General features: G+C 31.5%; 25 protein-coding genes and 1 tRNA gene. 16 read left to right on the top strand and 10 right to left on the bottom strand.

Annotated features, from left to right (window positions below; all coding sequences use genetic code 11):
• Positions 1–28: 28 nt before the first annotated feature.
• Positions 29–724, bottom strand: coding sequence for a class I SAM-dependent methyltransferase (locus BS621_RS01365; RefSeq protein WP_077141549.1), 696 nt, complete (start codon positions 722–724; stop codon positions 29–31).
• A gap of 135 nt (positions 725–859) precedes the next feature.
• Here BS621_RS01365 and nrdJ point away from each other — a divergent pair, with 135 nt between their 5' ends.
• Positions 860–3193, top strand: coding sequence for a ribonucleoside-triphosphate reductase, adenosylcobalamin-dependent (nrdJ, locus tag BS621_RS01370; protein WP_077141550.1), 2334 nt, complete (start codon positions 860–862; stop codon positions 3191–3193).
• 88 nt (positions 3194–3281) lie between these two features.
• The gene (locus tag BS621_RS01375) at positions 3282–3548 is read left to right on the top strand and encodes an RNA recognition motif-containing protein (protein WP_077141551.1); all 267 of its coding nucleotides are present in this window, start codon (positions 3282–3284) and stop codon (positions 3546–3548) included.
• Here BS621_RS01375 and BS621_RS01380 read toward each other — a convergent pair.
• Positions 3545–3739 (bottom strand): hypothetical protein, encoded by a 195-nt coding sequence (locus BS621_RS01380; RefSeq protein WP_011818162.1) that lies wholly within the window; start codon positions 3737–3739, stop codon positions 3545–3547. The genes BS621_RS01375 and BS621_RS01380 overlap by 4 nt on opposite strands.
• Before the next feature lie 305 nt (positions 3740–4044).
• Between BS621_RS01380 and BS621_RS01385 the strand changes: the two genes are divergently transcribed.
• The 6 genes from BS621_RS01385 to BS621_RS01405 all read left to right on the top strand — a co-directional run bounded on the left by BS621_RS01385 (position 4045) and on the right by BS621_RS01405 (position 5972).
• Positions 4045–4146, top strand: a complete 102-nt coding sequence (locus tag BS621_RS01385; protein ID WP_011862700.1) for a DUF4278 domain-containing protein — start codon at positions 4045–4047, stop codon at positions 4144–4146.
• A 134-nt stretch (positions 4147–4280) separates the two neighbouring features.
• The gene (locus BS621_RS09380; RefSeq protein ID WP_011818161.1) at positions 4281–4430 is read left to right on the top strand and encodes a hypothetical protein; all 150 of its coding nucleotides are present in this window, start codon (positions 4281–4283) and stop codon (positions 4428–4430) included.
• A 194-nt stretch (positions 4431–4624) separates the two neighbouring features.
• Positions 4625–4711, top strand: a tRNA-Ser gene (locus BS621_RS01390).
• An 85-nt stretch (positions 4712–4796) separates the two neighbouring features.
• Positions 4797–4997, top strand: coding sequence for a hypothetical protein (locus BS621_RS01395; protein WP_077141552.1), 201 nt, complete (start codon positions 4797–4799; stop codon positions 4995–4997).
• Between the two features lie 53 nt (positions 4998–5050).
• Positions 5051–5635: a hypothetical protein gene (locus BS621_RS01400; RefSeq protein WP_077141553.1), complete on the top strand. Its 585-nt coding sequence runs from the start codon at positions 5051–5053 to the stop codon at positions 5633–5635.
• 7 nt (positions 5636–5642) lie between these two features.
• The gene (locus BS621_RS01405) at positions 5643–5972 is read left to right on the top strand and encodes a hypothetical protein (RefSeq protein ID WP_077141554.1); all 330 of its coding nucleotides are present in this window, start codon (positions 5643–5645) and stop codon (positions 5970–5972) included.
• A 27-nt stretch (positions 5973–5999) separates the two neighbouring features.
• On the opposite strand, the gene BS621_RS01410 is transcribed toward BS621_RS01405, so the two are convergent.
• On the bottom strand, positions 6000–6434 hold the full coding sequence (locus BS621_RS01410) for a Tic20 family protein (RefSeq protein WP_077141555.1): 435 nt from the start codon (positions 6432–6434) through the stop codon (positions 6000–6002).
• Positions 6435–6567: 133 nt separating this feature from the next.
• On the opposite strand from BS621_RS01410, the gene gloA reads away from it, so the two are divergent.
• The 3 genes from gloA to BS621_RS01425 all read left to right on the top strand — a co-directional run bounded on the left by gloA (position 6568) and on the right by BS621_RS01425 (position 8115).
• Complete coding sequence (gloA, locus tag BS621_RS01415) at positions 6568–6957, top strand: lactoylglutathione lyase (RefSeq protein ID WP_011862668.1); 390 nt, start codon at positions 6568–6570, stop codon at positions 6955–6957.
• 265 nt (positions 6958–7222) lie between these two features.
• Positions 7223–7720 carry a VHS domain-containing protein gene (locus BS621_RS01420; protein WP_077141556.1) on the top strand — a complete coding sequence of 166 codons (498 nt, stop codon included), beginning with the start codon at positions 7223–7225 and terminating at the stop codon, positions 7718–7720.
• A gap of 2 nt (positions 7721–7722) precedes the next feature.
• Positions 7723–8115 carry an LEM domain-containing protein gene (locus tag BS621_RS01425; RefSeq protein WP_077141557.1) on the top strand — a complete coding sequence of 131 codons (393 nt, stop codon included), beginning with the start codon at positions 7723–7725 and terminating at the stop codon, positions 8113–8115.
• Positions 8116–8117: 2 nt separating this feature from the next.
• Here BS621_RS01425 and BS621_RS01430 read toward each other — a convergent pair whose 3' ends face one another.
• Positions 8118–8591, bottom strand: coding sequence for a pentapeptide repeat-containing protein (locus tag BS621_RS01430; RefSeq protein ID WP_077141558.1), 474 nt, complete (start codon positions 8589–8591; stop codon positions 8118–8120).
• Between the two features lie 106 nt (positions 8592–8697).
• Here BS621_RS01430 and BS621_RS01435 point away from each other — a divergent pair, with 106 nt between their 5' ends.
• Positions 8698–10338, top strand: coding sequence for a GMC oxidoreductase (locus BS621_RS01435; protein ID WP_077141559.1), 1641 nt, complete (start codon positions 8698–8700; stop codon positions 10336–10338).
• On the opposite strand, the gene BS621_RS01440 is transcribed toward BS621_RS01435, so the two are convergent.
• The gene (locus BS621_RS01440; RefSeq protein WP_025953651.1) at positions 10325–10582 is read right to left on the bottom strand and encodes a DUF2811 domain-containing protein; all 258 of its coding nucleotides are present in this window, start codon (positions 10580–10582) and stop codon (positions 10325–10327) included. The genes BS621_RS01435 and BS621_RS01440 overlap by 14 nt on opposite strands.
• Before the next feature lie 382 nt (positions 10583–10964).
• Positions 10965–12095: a sirohydrochlorin chelatase gene (locus BS621_RS01445; RefSeq protein WP_423246150.1), complete on the bottom strand. Its 1131-nt coding sequence runs from the start codon at positions 12093–12095 to the stop codon at positions 10965–10967.
• 41 nt (positions 12096–12136) lie between these two features.
• Between BS621_RS01445 and BS621_RS01450 the strand changes: the two genes are divergently transcribed.
• Positions 12137–13411, top strand: a complete 1275-nt coding sequence (locus tag BS621_RS01450) for an FAD-binding protein (RefSeq protein WP_077141560.1) — start codon at positions 12137–12139, stop codon at positions 13409–13411.
• Positions 13412–13441: 30 nt separating this feature from the next.
• The gene (locus tag BS621_RS01455) at positions 13442–15007 is read left to right on the top strand and encodes a SulP family inorganic anion transporter (RefSeq protein WP_032517670.1); all 1566 of its coding nucleotides are present in this window, start codon (positions 13442–13444) and stop codon (positions 15005–15007) included.
• Positions 15008–15013: 6 nt separating this feature from the next.
• Here the strand turns inward: BS621_RS01455 and BS621_RS01460 are convergent, their stop codons facing one another.
• The 4 genes from BS621_RS01460 to BS621_RS01475 all read right to left on the bottom strand — a co-directional run bounded on the left by BS621_RS01460 (position 15014) and on the right by BS621_RS01475 (position 19579).
• Positions 15014–15904 (bottom strand): homoserine O-succinyltransferase, encoded by an 891-nt coding sequence (locus BS621_RS01460; RefSeq protein ID WP_025888005.1) that lies wholly within the window; start codon positions 15902–15904, stop codon positions 15014–15016.
• Between the two features lie 13 nt (positions 15905–15917).
• Positions 15918–17246: an O-acetylhomoserine aminocarboxypropyltransferase/cysteine synthase family protein gene (locus BS621_RS01465; protein ID WP_025945833.1), complete on the bottom strand. Its 1329-nt coding sequence runs from the start codon at positions 17244–17246 to the stop codon at positions 15918–15920.
• Positions 17247–17318: 72 nt separating this feature from the next.
• On the bottom strand, positions 17319–17978 hold the full coding sequence (locus tag BS621_RS01470; RefSeq protein ID WP_077142632.1) for a hypothetical protein: 660 nt from the start codon (positions 17976–17978) through the stop codon (positions 17319–17321).
• Positions 17979–18070: 92 nt separating this feature from the next.
• Positions 18071–19579: a hypothetical protein gene (locus BS621_RS01475; RefSeq protein WP_077141561.1), complete on the bottom strand. Its 1509-nt coding sequence runs from the start codon at positions 19577–19579 to the stop codon at positions 18071–18073.
• Positions 19580–19739: 160 nt separating this feature from the next.
• On the opposite strand from BS621_RS01475, the gene stpA reads away from it, so the two are divergent.
• Together stpA and arsS are read left to right on the top strand one after the other, a co-directional pair.
• Positions 19740–20960, top strand: coding sequence for a glucosylglycerol 3-phosphatase (gene stpA / locus BS621_RS01480; RefSeq protein WP_077142633.1), 1221 nt, complete (start codon positions 19740–19742; stop codon positions 20958–20960).
• A 40-nt stretch (positions 20961–21000) separates the two neighbouring features.
• Positions 21001–21933, top strand: coding sequence for an arsenosugar biosynthesis radical SAM (seleno)protein ArsS (arsS, locus tag BS621_RS01485; protein ID WP_077141562.1), 933 nt, complete (start codon positions 21001–21003; stop codon positions 21931–21933).

Here is a 21933-nt window from a genome sequence, read left to right on the forward strand (position 1 = left end):
TATAATATAAGGGTCTTTCACTTAGTTCTTAAACATTACCATAGACTATTAAATAATTTTCACCTTCTTCAAACACATCTAAAGAAGATAGATCATTCTCTAAGGTGAAATTTTTTAACTCTTTAAAAGTATAAGAAGCTCTTAAAGATGCATAATAATCATTAGTTAAAATCTCATTATATTTAGTTGAACATTGTGCTTTGAGTTCTAAAGCAGACTTTTCATCTAATGGCCTTTTTAAGTCCTTGTGAAAATTTACAGTGATATTACTAGATAAACTTCTTATTGTGTTGAAGAAATCCTCAAGATTGGTAATGTGATGAATCAAACTGTTGCTTACAAGTAAACTAATTCTTTTTTTAAATAAAAAATTATTTGATCTAATATCTTTGATGTCAGAACAAATGTAGCGTAAATTTTTTAATTTTTTTTGATTATTAGAAATACTTTTATTATATTCTGCTCTCAAAATCATCTCTTTAGAACCATCTATTCCTACAACTGCAGTATTAGGCCATTTTATTGCTAACTTCTCAGAAATATTTCCTGGGCCACATCCTAAATCAACTATTAAATCTTTTTCACCTAAAAAAATATTTTTTTTCAAAAGATATTGATTTATTTGATTAATTAGATTAACTTCCCCTTCTGAAAAATCAGCTTCGTCATAAGAAATGACCTGCTCTTTTTCTTCCATTAATTCAGGTTCGGGGACTCTTTCCATATCCTTTCTTGAAACAAAGATTTCATATTAAACATAATTCTACACAAACCGTTAAATAGTGGTAAGAATAGTTGCAGACGCCACAGGTAGAGTTATTCTTCCATTACGGGTTATTTACATACGTTTTTTTTTATCGTGACTGTTGCACCAAATAAAGCTTCTTCAGAGAGCAATTCCAATAATCTTAAAAAAGATGATTTTCCGAAGACTGCGCCAGCTGCTTACCCAGTTTTTTTCAGATCTTATAGTAGAAAAACTTCAACTGGCAAAAGGGAGAACTGGAGCGAAGTAGGCGAAAGGAATTTATCGGGACTAAAAGAATTAGGAAAACTTTCTGAAGAAGAATTAATCTTAATGAGAGAGATGCAAAGTAACCAAAAAGCTCAACCTTCAGGAAGATGGTTATGGATAGGCGGAACCCCTTGGATTAATAAGAACCAAAATTTCTCAGGAGCATACAACTGCACCTCAACAAACTTAATTGATTGGGAAGCCTTCGCATTAATGATGGACTTAGCAATGATGGGATGTGGAACTGGTGCAATAATTGAGCCTCATTTCATAAATAATCTACCTACGGTAATTAACAAAATAAATATTAAATCAGTCAGTGAAGTTGGAATAACTCCTAAAGATCAAAGAGAAGAAAAGTCATCATTAGAAATTAAAGGAAAAGATCTTCACATCAAAGTTGGAGACAGCAGAAGAGGATGGGTAGATAGCTATAAATATCTTCTTGAGGCATCAAGTAACGAGAGTCTTGAAAGAGAAATTGATGTTTACATTGATTTGAAAGATATTAGGCCTGCTGGAGAATCATTAAAAGGTTTTGGAGGTATGGCAAATCCTATCAAATTGAAAGATCTTTACTCCAGAGTCGCATCACTTCTTGGAAAAGCAATTGGTAGGAAATTAAGTACTGTAGAGTGTTGTTTATTAATTGATGAAGCTGCAGTAACCATAGTTGCTGGGAATATAAGAAGAAGTGCCGGAATGAGACAATTTGCTTCAGATGATAAGGAAGCCGCATCAGCAAAAGAAAATTTATGGAGTCAAGATGAGAATGGTAATTGGAGAATAGATCCTGAAAAAGATGCTCTCAGAATGGCTAATCATACTAGGGTTTACCATACAAAACCAACTTACCAAACTGTTTTGGATGCAGTAACAAAACAATTCCATTCAGGTGAGGGGGCCATTCAATTTGCTCCGGAAGCAATCGCAAGGTCAAATGCAGATATTTTCAAAGATGATGAATTGAGAAAGGAATTTATTGAAATCTACTCAGAACAAGGCAAGGATGAAGCGAGAAATTGGATAAATAGTAGTTATGGTCCTTTTTCAGAAGAAGAGTTAGACCACAGGATGAGCCGATATGGACTTAACCCTTGTGGTGAGATCTTGGGAAATGATTTCCATTGCAATTTGGCTGAAGTTCATTTAAATCAGATTGATCCAGGAAATTTTGAAGAGCAAAAAAAAGCTTTTAAAGCAGCCGCTCTTTCTGTAGCATGCTTACTTAATCATGAATTTGAAGTTGAGCGTTACAGAAAAAGTAGGGAATATGATCCTATCGTAGGAGTAAGTTTCACTGGATTATTTGATTTTTGTGTCCATGCCTTTGGGACGCCATGGTTGAAATGGTGGGAAGCAGGAAGGCCAAATAGCGAAGAAGGGAAGGCTTTCAAAGAAAAGGAAGCTAAATTCTTAGATTCTTGGAGAAAAATAGTAAAAGAAACTGTATGGGAATATTGTGATAAGCATAATCTTAGGAGACCAAATAGATGCACAACAGTTCAGCCAGCTGGAACTAAAAGTCTTCTTACTGGAGCAGCTCCAGGTTGGCATCCTCCAAAGGCTCAAAGATTCATAAGAAGAATAACTTTCAGGAAAAATGACCCAATCGCTTTAGCTTGCATGGATTATGGTTACTCAGTAGTTCCATCTCAATCTGATAAAGATGAAAATGGTTGCTTGCTCGATAATCCATTTGATCCAAGATGTACAGAATGGTTAGTTGAAATCCCTACAGAAGTTAGTTGGGCAAATATAGACGGCGCAGACCAAATAGACATCAATAATTTCTCAGCATTAGCTCAATTTGATTTTTATATGCAAGTGCAGAAATTTTACACAGAGCATAATACCTCTGCAACCGTAGAATTTAGAGAAAATGAAATCGAGGATTTAGCTAAAGCTATTCATAATGCAATAGAAAATAATGAGGGATATATTTCAGCAGCATTGCTAGCTAGATTTAGTGCTAACGCTACTTTCCCGAGATTACCCTTTGAACCAATAACTAAAGAGGAATATATATCATTGCAGAATAAAGTAATAGAAAGGAAAGTTAATAACGATTTCTTTGACGCTCTTAATAAATATGATGTTGGAGAACTATCTGAAGCAGGACCAGCAGGTTGTGATTCAGATAAGTGCTTGCTTCCTCTTGCTAAACCAAAAGATTAAATTTTGAATAATTTGTAAATAAAAAATATAAATTAGTTTTTAAAAATTTAATTTATGGCTACCTCTTAAATAAGGACATAAATTATTTATGACATTAAGCTTAAATATTGGGAACTTTTTTAATGATTCCTCTAGTCATGCATTGGTAGATGAGCTAAGAAAAAGAACATCTGAAGAGGATATCTTAGAATTTGAGAAAAAATTTAACTCCAAAAACGAAAAAAATCTACACGTATATATATGTAGATTTCTAAAAAATAGATCAATATCCAGAGGCCTAGCCTCTAGATGGTTAATAACCATAATTGAAAACAAAGAATCAAAAATTGATGCTTTGCAAAAATTAAATATTTAGGTCAGCCCTGATAGTTTCCATAGAGCAATTCCAAAAATTGAGAATCCCATAATAAAAGTAAAAGCCAAAGCATTTACCAATTGGACCTTATCATTCATTCTGTTTGCGAATGGTAATAATTGAGCAAATAATGGAGTCTCTTCAACTATTGCAGATTTTTTTACTGTAGGTTTTTTGCTTCTAGAAAACATAAAACAAATTTTATAATCCTAAGAATTTTACATTTAAAAGTTCATTAAATAAAAAATACTTCTCAAAAACGAACAAAATGTAACCTGTAAGCAATTAAGCCATGATTAAAATAAATATTTTTATCATAAACCTAACCTATCATTAATATATTAAGTTTTTTTTCTTAAAACCTAGACAAATAATTTCAATGGATGTTATTATAAATTTGTAGCAACCGCTACCAAAACGTTCAACTTGCGTATAGCAAGCTGCAAATCGACTTAAGCCATGGAACGGGGACTTAAGCGAAACCGGAGCTAAAAAAATGACTCTAATTTACAGAGGACAAAAGTACGTCCAGAATAAAGAAGCAGCTAAAAAGCAGCACAATGAACTAACTTACAGAGGAAAAGCTTACACAAGCTAGTTTATTTAACCATTAAAAGAAAAAGCCACTTTTAGTGGCTTTTTTATTATCCATTTTTAGACTAAACAATAACTTAATACTTCTCACAAGCATTAAAATAATATGATTCAATTGCATTTATATAGTAGATAACAATGGCAGACCAAAAACCTTTATTTAAAGCTCCTTATGACATAAAAGATGTTAGTGCTCTTTTCGCCATAGTTGCCTTCGTTTTGATAATCGCTGCCATAGTTGGGAATAACTTATTTGGTTTATTTCAACAAAATGTCAACTTTGGGTGATTTTTTTTGTGGCCTAAATTTTTGGAATAAATGTGACTAATATTTGACTGTTATAACGACTTAACCCGTCATTTTTAAATAAAATTCCTCTCTCAGACAAGTTTCTTGAAATAAATTTTTAATCTTTGAATTTATAGACTATGACAAATTTCTTATGTTATAGTTTTGAAGTTCAACAAAACTAAATAGCCTCTGGAGGGGTGGTCGAGTGGTTTAAGGCTCTAGTCTTGAAAACTAGCGTGTCTGCAAGGGCACCGTGGGTTCGAATCCCACCCCCTCCGTTCTAATAAAAAGTAATTGAAGTTCAACTGAATAATATGAACGCCTTTTTGGTACGTCTTTGTTAAAGTAGTTTTTATTTATTCTATGAGTAAAGGATTTGCTACAGACACTTTAATATCCAAAAAATCGAAAAAAAAGGTTATTTCAAATGAACCGCAAGGAAGATTAATATCTTGGTCACCTTGGCCACCTGCTAATTTTCAAACACGGTATCCTGCATTCCCTTTTGTTCTTACAATATTGATTATAGTAATCGGGCAATGGTACCTTTCTTTACTCAGGTGACCCGAACCTTTTTTTGTATTTAAATTAGGATGAATTAAGTTTGAGAATTAATTTTGTTTTTTTCAATTTTATTATTTGCCCACTTTCAAGCGGCAATCATCCCGATATTATTAGGTATTAGATCTATCAATAAATTCAATCATATAAGCAAGAACAAATTGATACCTTTCGGTTTTATTTTTTTAGGATTGGCTTCGATTTCTGAAATGATAGACCATACCCAAACATCTTGGATTTATATAGATCACTCCTCTTTATTTAATTGGTTATTTTATTCTTTCCTATCTTTAGGTCTAACATGTTTATCAATATCAGTTATAAAAAATAAATTTATTCAAAAAACTAATTTTTGCATTTCTTTATGTTCAATAATCTCATATTTTTTATTTGATAAAACTATTACTCTTCTTTTTCAAGTAATAATAAGTATACTTTTAATTATAAATTGGCAAAGAGTTTTTAAAGACTGGCTTTTTATTCTTTACCCAATATTTGGTATTATTTTTACGACTTTCTTTGGCACAAGGCTCTCAATTAGTGGGGATCAATTTTGGCATGTTTTAATAGGCCCATCTGGAACAATTAGCGTTATTACCTTTTATTTAGTATTGAAGAGATCGGACAAAAAATTTACTTAAGATTCTTATGAAAATATTTGTATTTGTAAGTTTTATAGTGTGCATAGTCACAATAATCTCTCCAGTTGAAATCTTTGCTGATACCGCACTTGATGTTTACATGAATGATTTCTATTCTAAATCGAATGAAGCTAGCCAGATTCTTAAAGAAATCGAAAATAGTTTAAAAGAGGGATCAAGAAAAAAAGTATGCTCTAGACAAAGAGAGGCCGCAAGATTAGGCCTATTAGCTAATAAATCATTAATAAAAGCCTTTGAAATAGAGGGGGCTAATCCGCCAATGCAAGCAATAAAGGCTAGTCAACAAAGATGGGAATCTATTCTGAATGAGTGCTGAAGAAAGTCAGTGAATCTATAAATATTTTTAAATTTGCATTCTTACAGATTTACTAATTAAGGGAATTTCAGGTTCAACTCCAAAAATACATTGAGAAATCGAATAAATAAAAATACATAGTGTAAATATAAAAATTATTGAGCCTAATTCAACTATTGGAAATATTCTCAAGAGATATGAAATTATTATCAGAGCAATATCAATAAGTAATGCTTGGCATGCGTTATATCTTACGAAATAGGGAACATTTGGATTTCTTACTAATCCAGCAAACAAAATTATAAATAATAAAAAACTACCAAAAGGCAAAGATTTTTCAATTATTGCTATCGGGAACGTGAGTAATAAAAGAATTTTTAAAAATGCATATTTATAGAACAAATAATATCCAAAAGGTATTGATGCCTTTAATGGCAAAGTATACAAAAATACTGATGAGAGTCTTTGGAATATCTGATTCAATATATTATTGAAATTTTGTATTAATATTTTAACCTAATTTTTTGAACTTAATAAAAAGACTTACTTTCAAAAAAATCAACTTTGGCAGATGGTTATTAAATATTAGATAATTGATTCAGGTTCATAATTCAAAATGCGTATCCTACATACAATGTTGAGGGTTGGAGATTTAGATAAATCAATTGATTTCTACGTCAATAGATTAGGAATGAATTTATTGCGAAAAAAGGATTACCCTCATGGAAAATTCACTTTGGCATTTGTTGGTTATGGCTCAGAAAAAGAAAACTCAGTAATTGAATTAACTTATAACTGGGACAAAAAGTCTGAAGACTATGAGCTTGGAGATAAATATGGTCATATAGCTATTGGAGTAAAAGATATTCATCTAATTTGCCAAGGATTGGAAAAAAATGGTTGTAAAATAACAACCAAACCTAAAACGATGAAAAACAGTACTACTGTCTTGGCTTTTGTTGAGGATCCTGATGGTTATAAAATTGAACTTATTGAAAGAGATTAAAAGCTCAGAAGTCTTTAATTAAATAAACAAATAACCCAAATTTAAAAGGATTGAATAGTCTAATATATCGTTTTCATTTAACAAAAAATATCTCTAAGTTCATATTGAATAGATTCTGCAATTTCAATTCTTTTAAAAGATTATTTCTAAGATGAGGAATTATTAAAGATAACATTAGAAAATTATTTAATCTATATTAAGTCTCTTTAGAATGTATAGACAATCTATTCAGATTTATATATCATAAAATTATCGCATAAAGCTTATGCCTAGTAATTGGTCAAAAATAAGAGATGAATGGCTTGATAGAACCGCTGTTGCGAAAGATGATGCTAAATGGGCATTAGAAGCTTTAATTAATTCTGAAGAAGAGTTATTTGAAATAGAGCAGAAAATAAAGAATAAAGAGGACGCTGTAAGCCAAGTAAAATTTTTGAAGAAAAAGGTTAAAGAAACTATTTCCTCTAAAGAAATTAGTCTCGATGATATTGCATTAAACACTTCAAATTCAAACAAAGTACAGATCTCAGTACCATCAAACCTTACTTATCTTTTGAAAGTTTGGGCCGCAGCAGAAGGAAGAGATCTATCAAGTGTTGCTTTTCAATGTTTAGAAACTGGTATAAGGGAAATGAAAAGCAAAGGTTCAATACCTTCAGTAGCAGTAAATAGATATGACTCGGCCTGTCAAAAGAGGATTGCACTAGCAGAAGTAAACAATCTATTGGAGAAATACGAATTAGCTCAGGATGAAATCAAATAATTATGAATAACAGAAAAATCATTAAAGGATACAAAACATTAATATCATCAAGATTTAATGTAGATACTTCTGAAGATAAATTCAAAGATGGAATAATTTATACTCTTTATTCTGATGAATTTAATTCACTTAAAGTTGGTTTTGCTGAAAATGATAAGGTTCTAGAAAAAAAATTATCAAGTGAAGCATTGATATTACTGGATATGAAAAAAGGCAAAAAGAAAGATCTATGTTTATTATTAACCACTCTAAAAGAACTTGGCATAAAATATTCAAACAATTTTTATTTCAAATACTCAGGTTCTTTAATGAAACATTTATCTACTTTAGGTTGGCCTGTTGGAAGATCACTTTATAAACAAAGAAAGATTAAAAAAGAACTTTTATGTGCATAAATTTAAATGTAATCGCACTCTAAAGTTTCTCTAGTTTCTCTATTGGTAATTGGATTAGTTCCAGTGGCACTCTCACAAAATTTCCTAATAATATCTTTTGGCAAAAAAACATTTGTGAAGTCTGCGCCTTGTATCTTTACATTTTCAAACTGTGTACTATAAGCAAATGAATCCTCTAAGTTAGTATTTGATAAATCTGTTCCATCTAAAATAGCCGAGTCTAAAGTTACTTCTCTTAAATTGGAGTTACTTAAATTAGTATCTTTCAATTTTGCTCCATAAAGAGTAGCATTTTGGAGCTCACAATCTGATAAATTTGCATCTTGTAAATCAGTCAAATAGAAAGTTGCTCCTTTTAGATCAGATCCAGAAAAATCAGCTCCAATTAAGGATTGTTTACCATAATCCAATGCAGCGAAGCTTCTAGAAGGGAGAGTTAAAACAATCATTAAAACAATTAAAATTATAAATCTCATTTTTTGAGTAGTATTTCAATAAATTCTAACTTCTTAAGCTGAAATCTAAAAATTAATTATTTACTGAATGCTATATTTATTGAAATAACAAATCACGAACTAGGTTTTGGATATAAGTCCTTATGATGCAATTGTTGTTGGTTCTGGAGCTACAGGAGGAATAGCAGCACTTACATTGGCAGAACAAGGAATCAAAGTTTTAGTAATAGAAGCAGGGCCTCAAGTTAAAAGGCATGAAGCTAGTAATGATGAGCCAAAAAGTACATTCAAAAGATTATCAGGAGTTTTAACAAAAAAACATGCCAATCAATGCCAACATCCTGGTTATTGGAAAAATAATCCTGACTTATATTCAAATGAATTGAAGCATCCTTATGACTTCCCAACAAAAAAGCCATTTCTTTGGACCCAAGGTAAACAATATGGGGGGAGATCATTAACTTGGGGAGGCATAACATTAAGACTTTCCTCAGAAGACTTTCATCCTGCTAAAAAAGACGGATTCGGACCAAACTGGCCTATTTCATACGATGAACTATCCCCTCACTATGATTTTATTGAAAATTTTTGCGGCATCTATGGACGAAAAGATGACATTAAAGAAGTCCCAAACGGTAAATATATTGGAGAAATACCTCTTACAGAAAACGAAAATGTTTTTGGCAACAAAGTAAAATCAAAATTAAACTATCCATTTATCCAATCAAGAGGATTTGACCGTAATTCATCAGTAAAAGAAAAAAAATGGCCAAAGTCCTCTAGCTTAGGAAGCTCTTTAAAAAAAGCTTTAGATACTGGAAATGTACAAATAATCTCTAATTACCTAGTGGAGTCTTTTGAGATTAACAAGGCAACAGAGCTTGCCTCAAAACTAACGATCGTAAACCTAGAAAATGGACAAAAAGAAGTATTGAATTGTGATTTAATTTTTCTCTGCGCATCAACAATTTCAACACTCAGAATACTACTCAACTCAGAATATAAAACAAATTCCTCAGGGTTTAAAGATAATTCTGGAAAATTAGGCAAATACCTCATGGATCACATATCTATCTGTAGATTTTTTTCAGTCCCAAAAACAAAAAACTTAGATAAACCAGTAGATAATTCTCCCGATCTTTCTGGAGCAGGCAGCTTCTTTATTCCATTTGGTTCAAATTTACCAGAAATTGACGACATAAATTTCCATAGAGGTTATGGAATCTGGGGGGCAATTGATCGATTAGGGATTCCTAAATTTTTGCAAAAAGACACAAACACATCCATTGGCTTTCTTATCGCCCATGGCGAAGTCCTTCCTAGAGAGAAAAACTCAGTTTCTCTCTCACGAAAAACAGATGAATGGGGTATCCCAATTCCCTACATTGAATTCGAATGGAGCAAAAATGAATTAAATATGGCTAAACATATGGAAAACACAATACGTAAATCAATCACAGCTGCTAATGGAGAAATAAAAAATATTAATGAACTAATGAATATCCCATTAGGGAGTCTATTTACAAAAAATTTGATCGCACTTTCAGATAGTCCTCCTCCTCCTGGATATTACATTCATGAAGTAGGGGGGGCACCAATGGGGGTAGATGAAGAAACTAGCGTAGTTGATAAATTTAATAGATTATGGAGATGCAAGAATGTACTTGTATTAGATGGAGCATGTTGGCCCACATCATCTTGGCAAAGCCCTACACTTACGATGATGGCCTTGAGTAGAAGAGCCTGCTTAAATATTAAAAAGACTTAGATGGTGTAAATAATTGATTTAAATAAATTTCTGAGACAGCATTATCTGTACATCCGTTTTGAACGAGAAAAGTAGCTAATGCTGAATTTATAAGCTTATATTGATCCCAAGTTGGGTTACTTAATACGAAATCTTTCATAGTGTCATAAAGAGTTTCTGAAAGCTCTGTTTCTAAAGAGACTTTATTTGGAGAGCACTCGACAAGTTTCTTGTCAGTTAAATTTGACTGGCTGATTTGATCCATAGATTTATATTTTTCTGCATAACTATAATGATATTTATTTCTAAAAAAATCAAAAAAAATCTGCATTTAAACTTTTCAATTTATCAAATGAGACTCATGTTATAAGTTAGTTTTTAAAAAATTTACTTTTTAAAAAAGGAAATTGAATAAATCTTAAAGAAAAGTCAATAATAATGTTGATGTCCAGTTTTTTTTGAAAAATACTGGCATTTCTAATTCAATGTGGATTTGGACGTGGAAAACAACCTTTAAATTGTGGAAAATCTAGTCCAAAATACTTTCAAGAATTTATATTAAGAATACTTATATATACTGAGTCTATTAAGACTAAGTCGAGAAAGAGACAGGTGATTAATTGATTTTCAACGGATTTTCTTAAGATTTAGTCTTTATTAGGCAAGCGAAGCGTGACAGGTCCTAAAGGATGTTTTGAGTTTGGATAAATACTATGGTGATGGTGATGGTGATTATGTTCATGTTGATGAGCCTCCACATGTTCATGTTCCAAGTAATCTCCTCCTCCCGAGTTTGATTTTTCTTGGTTATGAGTTGGTATTTGATTTTGTATTTCACAAGCACCATTACATTCAGGATCACATAAATCACAACTGATACCCAAGCCCTCTACATGGTCATGATGACTTTCTTGTACCATTCCAACTTCTTTTTCAAAGCCAAATAAATTTGACCTATATTTACAGGTTGAGCAATTCATAAAATTATTACCTTCGTTATTAAGAATCTCTTCAATCCTTTCAACAAAAGTGTCGACCACATAAGACTGTGACGAAAGATATTTTGCATGTATAAATGAAATATTTGGATTATTAATAGCAACTAAATCACTTTGCCTTTTTATTCTTGTGACAAGGACACCTGAGAAAAGGAAATAAGGGAAAATAATTATATTTTTATAACCAAGTCTCGCAACATTTTTCAAGCCAGGTTCAACTAGAGGGAAAGTTACCCCAGAAAAAACTGTTTCCCCCCACCCTAAACCAATACCTTCTACGATCATTCTCGTAATTTTTGAAACATTGGAATTCGCATCTGGGTCAGAAGAGCCTCTACCAACAACAACTAATAATGATTCTTCAGGTTTGAGTGTATTATTTTGTTTAAATACATCTTTAACTCTTTCACAAGCTGCACTAATCATTAAATTATTAATACCTAATTCTCTTCCATAAATTATTTCAATACCTGTTTTACTTGAATAATTCATAAGCAAGCTAGGTATATCATTTTTCACATGGCCAGCAGCAAAAAGCATTGCGGGTATTGCAATTACTTTTTTTATAGAAAGATCTCTTAATTTGTCTAGAGCATCAACAAGTGAAGGTTTAGCGAATTCCAAGAAACCATATTCAACCAAATAGTTTGGATATCTTTTTTGGATAAACTGAGTTAATTCTTGAAATTCAGTAATGGCTAGTTTATTTCTACTGCCGTGTCCACAGATAAGTATCGCGACTTGATTATTTAACTTCGAATCTAAATTATCCAAAATCAAGTTATTACTTATACCATAATAGTAAAGAACAATATCATGTAGTGAAAAATAATAGTTTACTTGAAGTTCCAAATATCAACTCAAAAGATGCAAAATTAAAGAAATTAATTTATGACGTTGATGAGTCCTTATTTTATGAGGATAATTATTCTAATGTAGAATTCGAGCACCTTTGCGTATGTAGTGGAGGTACAACCTCTAGCTGTGCAAAAAATGGTTTTACAACTCTTGATCTAAGAAAAAATTACAACAAAATTCACCTAGATAGAAAAACCAATTTAGTGACAATTGGAGGTGGAGTAATAATGGGGGATCTAGTAAATCATTTACAAAAACATAATCGAAGTTTTCCAATCGGACTTTCTAAACTTCCTGGAGCAGGCTATATACTCACTGGTGGAGTAAGCCCGCTCAGTAGAGCATACGGATTAGCTATTGATAATATTGAATCAATAAAAGGTTTCTTGGGAAATGGCACATTTATCTCTTTAAAAAAAAATCAAATAAATCCAAAAGAACAATTGATTTGGGAAGCAATTAAAGGCGCAGCACCCTTCTTTTCAATTATTACTGAAATAGAACTTAAGACTATCCAATCTAATCCAATAAAGGTTATTGAAGGATATGTAAATCTAAATGAACTTTCAGAAATAATAAAACTATCAGAAGAATTTCCAGAAAATATTAGTCTTCAATGGATTTATGCCCAAAAAATTTATATATATATTTTTGCTGAGCTTAATAATTTAGAGGATAAAAGAACAGAAGAAAACTTAATGCTTCTAGACAAATTTCCTGCTCTAGAAAAACAATTTTATGAAAACTTTAACAAAATTAATTTTTTTCCAAAGGAATTGAATTTATATGATCTGAATGCAAATAACCATTCTGAGGTAATTAGTCTTCTTGGAGAAGATTTAAAAAATGATATCCCAATTTTTATAAAATGTTTGAGTGAAATAATGGAAAATAAACCTAATAATTCCTGTTATGTTGCTTCTCAACAATTAGGTGGCAAAACTAAAAAGTTAAATCATGGAGCAAGCTTTTTTGTTCATAGAAAAAGTACTTGGAAACCATGGATATATGCATCATGGAAAAAAAATGATCTTCAAGAAAAAGAAGCCGCTCTGGAATGGATTTATAAATCATGGAGCAAGCTAAAAAGGTTTTATCCGAATATTCACTTAGCCCAATTGCATAATCATTTGAATTCTCATGACGAAGAAATTACATTAGCCTTTGGAAATAGAATGACCGAATTGAAAACTTTAAAGAATATTTTTGACCCACAAGGTATTTTGCCTCCTCTATGAGGTAACTTCTTAATTATAAAGAAACTTAAAATGTCAAATTTCTCAAGATATTTATCTAAAAATTGGTTAGATGATCCAAAGTCAAATATTCTCTCTGGCTTAGTTGTAGCTTTTGCAATGATCCCAGAAGCAATTGCTTTTTCAGGTATAGCTGGTGTAGATCCTAAAGTTGGCCTTTTTGGTGCATTTTGCCTATCTATAACGATTGCCATTGTTGGAGGTAGAAGGGGGATGATCACTTCAGCCACAGGTTCAACAGCTCTTTTAATGACTGGACTTGTTGCTTATGGAGAATCACAAGCTCCTGGATTAGGAGTCCCATATCTCATTGCAGCTGGAATATTAACTGGAATTTTCCAAATTCTTTGGGGATACTTAAGGCTTGCCTACCAAATGCGATTCGTTCCAACAGGAGTATTAAGTGGATTTGTAAATGCATTGGCACTTTTAATATTTCAAGCACAACTACCTCAGTTAGGAATAGGGATTAAAGAATCAAAAGAATTAGTTGAACAAACTATCAGTCAATATCCAATTAACTCTCAGATTCCAGTAGTTTGGATTCTTGTAATCCTAGGATTAGTAATTATCTATGGACTTCCAAAAATCACAAAAGTAGTCCCATCTCAACTTATCGCAATAGTAGTAATTACTCTTATAAGCATATTTTTTAATCTAGATGTCCCAACAGTTAGCGATTTGGGTAAATTACCTGATGGATTGCCAAGTATTTCTCTTCCTTTTGGATCAATAGAAAATGGGAAAGTACCTTTTAGTCTTGAAACATTAGGGATAATTTTACCGACTTCACTTGCAATATCTCTCGTAGGTTTAATGGAAACCTTTTTAACTCAAGACATTTTAGACGATGTAACTGATACAAGTTCTAATAAAAATAAAGAAGCAAGAGGACAGGGAATCGCAAATATTGTGGCATCCTTATTTGGTGGAATGGCAGGATGTGCCTTGGTTGGGCAATCTGTTATGAATACTGAGAATGGTGGTAAATCTAGATTATCAACCCTCTCCTCAGGTATATCTCTACTAATTATGATTATCCTCTTGAAGTCTTGGATTGGAGCAATCCCAATGGCTGCTTTAGTAGCAATCATGATAACGATCGCAATAAGTACAGCAGATATAAATGGATTAAAAAATATTAGAAAGATACCTAAAAGCGATACTGCAGTCATGCTTATGACTTTCTCAGTTACTATGCTTACAAAACCTCATAATCTTGCGCTTGGAGTTATTGCAGGAGTTGCATTAGCTGCAATTCTTTTCAGCAGAAAAGTTGCAAAAGTTATAACTGTCTCAAGAGCAAAAGAAAATAATTTAACTACCTATAAAGTAAAAGGACAATTATTTTTTGTAAGTAAAATTTATTTTTTACAAGGATTTGATATTCATGAACATCCAGAAAATATTGTAATTGATATGTCTTTAGCTCATATTTGGGATCAAAGTGGCGTTGTTGCTCTTGAGCAAATTATTAGAAAATTCCAGAATGGTGGATCTAAAGTTGAAATTGTAGGATTAAATAAAGAAAGTCTTAACCTATTTGAAAGACTAGGTGGTATTGAAAGCGCTCATTGAAAAAAGTTAATTAAGACTAACTTGTTGATAACAAAACCAAAGCCATTGCTGAAAAAGTAAATTCCTATGAGATCTCCAAGCTGTTTTTGAACTATTTAGATCAAAATTTTCAGGTGGAGGAACATCTCCCTTTTCTTTGTCTCTTTCAATTTCACTAATAATTCTATGCACCGTATACTCAGGATGACCTAAATGCATAAGTTGTTTTTGATCATTAGATTCAAATATTGTATATCCAACGTTTTCTCCATATGCCAACAAATTCAATTTCCCTTCTTTTTGGGCCTTCTCCATTTCCAAATCTGGTAATCCAGCAAATCTACTTTGAGGACAAATAAATTCATCATCTTGTGTACCCATCAAAGGGTGTCCAGGAACAAGACTTTTTAAAGGGAATACCCCAAATAATTTCCTATCAAAAACTTGCTTATCAACCCCTGCCAAATAAGCCAGAGCAAAGCCAGCCCAACATAATCCAAGAGTACTCGCACAAGAATTTCTGGCTTCATTTACAATTTTCACAAATTCATCCCAATACTTAACCTCCTCAAAGGCTAGGTGCTCAATAGGTGCTCCAGTAATAATGATTCCATCTAACGGTTCTGGATTATTTGCTTCTTCCCAAGTTATGTATAGATTATTTAGATGATTAAGATCCCATGTTTTATAAGAGTGAGTTTTAAGCTTTATCCAAACTGGCTCAATTTGAAGAGGAGATAAACCAAGTGGATGTAGTAAGTTAAATTCATACTGTTTGCCAAGAGGCATGATATTTAAAATACCAATCCTAAGAGGACGTATATCCTGTCTTTTTGCCAATTCTGGTTCTATCCAAGATATATGATTTTTCTCGACATCACTAATCTTGTGATAGTTACTAGGAATTATTAAAGCCAATAAATCTCCTTTCCTATGTGATTTGTGAAAGTGCTTGTTCGAAATCTGCTTTTATATCATCAATATGTTCGATTCCTACAGAAACTCTTACCATTGTAGGAGTCACACCTGCAGATAATTGTTCTTCTTCAGATAATTGCTGATGAGTTGTTGAAGCAGGATGAATTACTAATGTTTTTGAATCACCCACGTTAGCAAGGTGGCTCGCCAATTTTAAGGAATCAATAAATTTTACTGCATTTTCATAACCCCCATTTAGGGAGAACATAAGCATGCAACCCATTCCCCTTCCAGTAGTATATTTTTTGGCACTAGAGTAATATGGATCAGATTCTAGGCCAGGATAATTAACACTACTTACATTAGAATTAGTATCTAACCATTTTGCTAATTCAAGAGCATTAGAAGTTTGTCTTTCTATTCTTAAACTTAGAGTTTCCAAACCCTGCAATAGCAAGAAAGAATTAAAAGGACTTTGAGCTGACCCCCAGTCTCTAAGGCATTCAAGTCTTGCTCTTAAAGCAAAAGCTATATTTCTGTTATCAGGTACTCCCAAAGATTTGCAGATATCACTACCGAATCCAAAAGCATCCCAATGAACGAGCCCATGATAAGCAGCGCTTGGCTCACTCATTAGTGGGAATTTACCATTTCCCCAATCAAAGGTTCCGGCATCAACAATAACCCCACCGATGCTTGTTCCATGTCCACCGATCCATTTCGTTGCACTTTCCACAACAACATCGGCTCCAAAATCAATTGGTCTTATTAAAGCACCGCCAGCACCAAGGGTATTATCCACTATTAGAGGAATTCCATTTTCCTTCGCCAAAGCAGAGAGTCCCTCAAAATCTGGAATGTTGAACCTAGGATTTCCCATTGATTCAACATATATTGCTTTGGTTTTATCATCAATTTTATTTCTAAAACTATCGATACTATCACCATCAGCAAATTTAACTTCTATTCCTAATCTTGGAAATTGTACTTTAAATTGATTGTAGGTCCCACCATATAAAAAAGATGTAGAGACAAAATTATCCCCTGCTGTCATGCAGTTCACGATTGCCAGGAATTGAGCAGCTTGACCTGAGGATGTTGCAAGTGCTGCCATACCTCCCTCCAAAGCTGCCATCCTTTTTTCAAAGACATCTGTGGTGGGATTCATAAGTCGAGTATAAATATTTCCAAATTCTTTTAATCCAAAAAGATTCGCGCCATGCTCGGCATTGTCAAAAACATAGGAACTAGTTTGATAAATGGGAACTGCTCTAGAATTTGTAGTTGGATCAGGCACTTGGCCTGCATGTAACTGAAGCGTCTCGAACTTTTGGTTGCTCAAAATTTTTTAAATAATCCTATTATCTATTTAACTTAAAAAAGTTCAAAAAAAAAACAAAAAAAAGATAAATATTTATAAATCCTTTTTTAATGATGGGTAATTATCTTTCATATATAAACTCAAATCCTCCTTTATCGCAGATCTGAGTTTCTCAATATTGGCAGAATCAATTATTGGGAAAGTTTTATTAGCCTCAGGATCTTTTTCAGTAATTGATTTCCAATTCTTACCTATATCTTTTTCAGAGTTGTTAAGAACCTCATCAAAATTGAAACACTTATCATTGTTCTTAGCATCAAATTCGCTAAAAGCTTTATTTATAAGCTCTTTTCTATTTTCGAATAGATTCTTAGCTTTTAAAGTATCTGGAAGACCCATAACTGGTTGTAATTCCTTAAGAAGTTTTATTTCCTCTTCAATTAAGAGTGTCCAAACACCATATTTATTTTTTTGAAGATTAGAATTACTAAAAATATTAATTTCATCGAGGTAAAAATTTAACCATAGATAATAAGATTTTTCTTCAATAGTTTTTTTAACGGATATCTTTTTATTTTGGATCTTTGGGAGTAACTTTTCTGCCTTCTTTAAAAACTGTCTGTCTTCTCTTTCTAAATTTATTAATCCCCATCTTTGACTATAGTCCCATAAATCTTCGTATCTTGTTAAGTCTTCCTGATTCCAACCAAGAGCTTTAAGTTCATGAGAACGATGAGTTAATTCCTTTTTCAAAAAAAACCTTTTAAACCATAATAATTCTAACCCTGCAAACAAGATTAGTAAATAAATTAAGAACTTTACTTTCTAGCAAATTAGAAAAATAATCAATTATTAAAATATTTATTAATAATTTTCAATACATTGATATAACTAGGATTTTTTTTAGAATTTTGATTATTATATTTATTTGTTTTAAGGGCGTTTTGCTCTTTGTCAATAAATAATTTCTTATAAAAGTTTTCAATGTCATCAAAAAGATAATCTCCTTTTAATTTTTCATTTAGTTCGAAAGATAATTCAGATTTCACAGATTCTTGACAAAAATTAGTGATTTCTTCTGAACTAATTAAAACCTCATAAATTTCTTTTTTTTCTTCTGAATTAGCATTAAAGCATAAATAAATCAGATTAATCATTGAACAATTGTTATTTTTAATTTTGAATTCTTTATAAATGTCTGGCCAAAATTTTAAAGATTTTAGACCTTCTAAACCTCCTTGACTAAGAGAGTATTTATTACACCAATTTACGAATTCTGAGACATCTTTTGGACATCTGTTGAGTTGCAAAAGCATATCGGATAAAACTTGTCCTGCTTGAAAATTCCTTGTTGGTTTTCCTTCAGTTGGTAAAGTCATACTCCCTAAGACATCAGCCTTAACAGCATTTAATTGAGAAAAAGTATAATCTCCTTTTTCACAAAATTTATCGTTAATTATCTCCCTTGCACTAATTATTTCTTCACCATAACCAAGTTCTTTTAATGAAAGATATTTATTCTCTAATTTATTTTCTTTTCTAACTTTTATTGATACTGATGCGGCCTGATCTAAACATTGAGTTAACAAAATCGTATTAATGGTAGGCAGCATTCCTGGCTTATCGGAATGAAAGTTATTTACAAAACCTGCAAATATTGATGAGATATTTTTTATTGATTTTATATATTGACATTCAATATTGTGAACTCCAGGAGAAACTTGAATTTTCGGTGATAATTGATTCAAAATGCGTGCTCCTATTAATGCTGTTAGAGCATCAGGATGGCAGAAATTTGCAGTGAAACTATCATTAGGATTTCGTAAAGCTCCGTGACGATGAAATCCTGTAAAAAAAGCTAAATTTGGATATTTATTACAAAGAATAAAAGGGTTTTTATTTTTATTATCAATGCAAAAAGAACCGACTAGACAGCCAAGAACCACATTTTCTCTTTTTAAATTTTTTCTGAGTTCTAAAGCATTTTTAACATCATCTTGTATGTGATTACTATTTGAAGCAAGAATAACTATCTCACATTTCAAGAGAAGATCTTTTAAATCAAAAGACTTTATTTTTCCCTCTGAAGAATAATTGCCCATTCTCTTAATCTTTTCAATAATCTCATTATCCATATCAGAAATAACATCATTTGAGAAAGCACCTAACAAATCTCTATCTTCCCTAGGAGCCAAGAGAATATTATTTGATTTTCCATGCATAGCACAGTTGTATGCTAGTGATGCAGGATATAAACCAACACTGTAAAAACCAACTTTGCTATTCTCTATATCTTCAATCAATGAATAAAAATATTTTTCATCCTTGATGTTTTCTACGAAATTATTCTTCATTTTTGGAAATTCTTGATAATTTTTTTAATTTCTTACCCATACCAACATTTTTCTACATTAAAGCAATTTTTGACCATAGCAAATTATTTATTGAAAATATTGAGTTTTTTAATTTATAATTTCTGAGAAAGTGGAAATTAAAAGAAAAATAATTTTAAATATGGAAAATATGGCAAGTAATTTAAATGAACAAAAACAATTAATTTCTTCTAAAAATATCTTATTTATTCAAGACATTGACGGAGTTTGTATTCCTTTAGTTAAAGATCCAATGACTAGAGAATTAGAATCAAAATATATCTATGCAGTAAAAAAATTTGCCGAGGAATTCTTTGTATTAACTTGCGGGGAACATGAAGGTCCAAGAGGAGTTAACAGAATAATAGAGAGAAGTTTAAGGAGCACTACTGAGCCTAAAAACAAAGAACTATATTTAAGAGGTTTAGCTGCCTGTGGAGTAGAGTATCAAGACAGTAATGGTGAAATAAGTTTTGAAGGAGTCTCAGAAAAAGAACTAAGTTTTTTATCTAAAGTACCTAGTTTAATAAGACCAAAATTTAATCATATAGTTAAGAATATTTTTCCTGGACTAAGCCAAGAGGATATCAATTTTCACGCAGTAAAATCAATATGTGAAACACGCTTCTCGCCAACTATTAATTTCAATAGTCTATTTGATTTAGTTCATGAAGATTCTCATAAAAGAAAGCTTATTCAAATTAGTTTTGAAAAAATGATGAATGAAATCATTTTAAAAGCTGAATCCGAAGGCCTCAAAAACTCATTTTTCCTTCATATTTCACCAAATTTAGGTAATAAAAATGGTAGAGAAACAATTAAACTTTCTTCTCAAGATGATATCGGATCAACAGACATACAATTACTTATTAAAGGAGCAGTTAAAGATTCTGGAGTTTTATTTCTTTTAAATAAATTTATTACGGATAAAACTGGTAAAGCTCCTTTTGGAAGAAATTTTAATTTTAAAAACTCTCCAAATTCTATTACGGAAAAAATTGATTTATGCAAAAGAACTATTCAAAAAGAAGATATGCCGTTGATTGTAGGAGTTGGTGACACAGTCACATCAAAAAAAAATAATGATGAAAAAAGTTATTCAAGAGGAGGAAGTGACAGGTCTTTTCTAGAATTAATACAAATATTAGGTAATGAATTTGGGATTAATAATAAGATAATTTTTGTAGATAGTAGTTCTGGTGAAGTTGAAAGACCCTCTACAAAAAAAACTGGTTTAATAGGGATCAGTGATGTTCATGACAACTTGAAATTTGACATAATTTTTAAAAATGGTCCGAAAGAATACATAAGTTGGTTTATTGAACTTGCTAATCAGAGATCAAACTTTAAAAAAAATAGTTGACTTTTTTATTTTCGAATAACAATTTATAAATAATAGATTCATGAAAGAAAAATTCCCTGCAATATATAAAGAACCTATAGAGACATTGCAAATTAACATCGGTTATAAATGCAATCAGGCTTGTAAGCATTGTCATGTCAATTCAAGTCCCCTAAGGACTGAAAAGATGTCCAATGAAATGATTTCTCTTATTCCAAAGATAATTGAAAAATATAAAATCAAGACTTTAGATATTACTGGTGGGGCACCAGAACTTCACCCAGAATTTAAAAACCTAATAACCAGCTTAAGTACAAAACAAGTTGATATTATTGATAGGTGCAATTTGACAATTTTTTTTGAAGAGGGTTATGAAGATCTTCCTCAATTTCTTGCAAAAAATAAAGTGATAGTTACTGCTTCGCTGCCGTGTTATGAAAAAAATAATGTTGATTTTCAAAGGGGTTTTGGCGTTTTTGAAAAAAGTATTAATGCCATTAAAATTCTTAATGATTTAGGCTATGGAAAGAAAGAAAATGGATTACAATTAAATCTTGTTTACAATCCTGTAAACCCAATTCTTCCTCCTTCTCAGGAAATATTGGAGAAGGATTATAAAAAGATTCTATTAGAAAAATTCAATATCGTTTTTAATAATTTATACACAATAACTAATATGCCAATAAATAGATATGAAGAATCTCTTAGAAGAGAAGGTAAACTAAATAGTTATTACAAATTACTAAAAGAAAATTTTAATGAAAAAAATTTAGAAAATCTTATGTGTAAAAAGACAATTAGCGTAAATTGGCTAGGAGAAATTTATGACTGTGACTTTAACCAACAGATAAATTTCCGAGAGAATACAGGACCAAAGACGCTTTTTGATCTATTGGATGAATCATATACTTTTGACTACGGGGTAGCTGTAAAAGAACATTGTTTTGCTTGCACTGCAGGTGCTGGGTCAAGTTGTGGAGGGACTTTAAGTTGA

The organism is Prochlorococcus sp. RS04 (assembly GCF_001989455.1).
GTDB lineage: Bacteria > Cyanobacteriota > Cyanobacteriia > PCC-6307 > Cyanobiaceae > Prochlorococcus_A.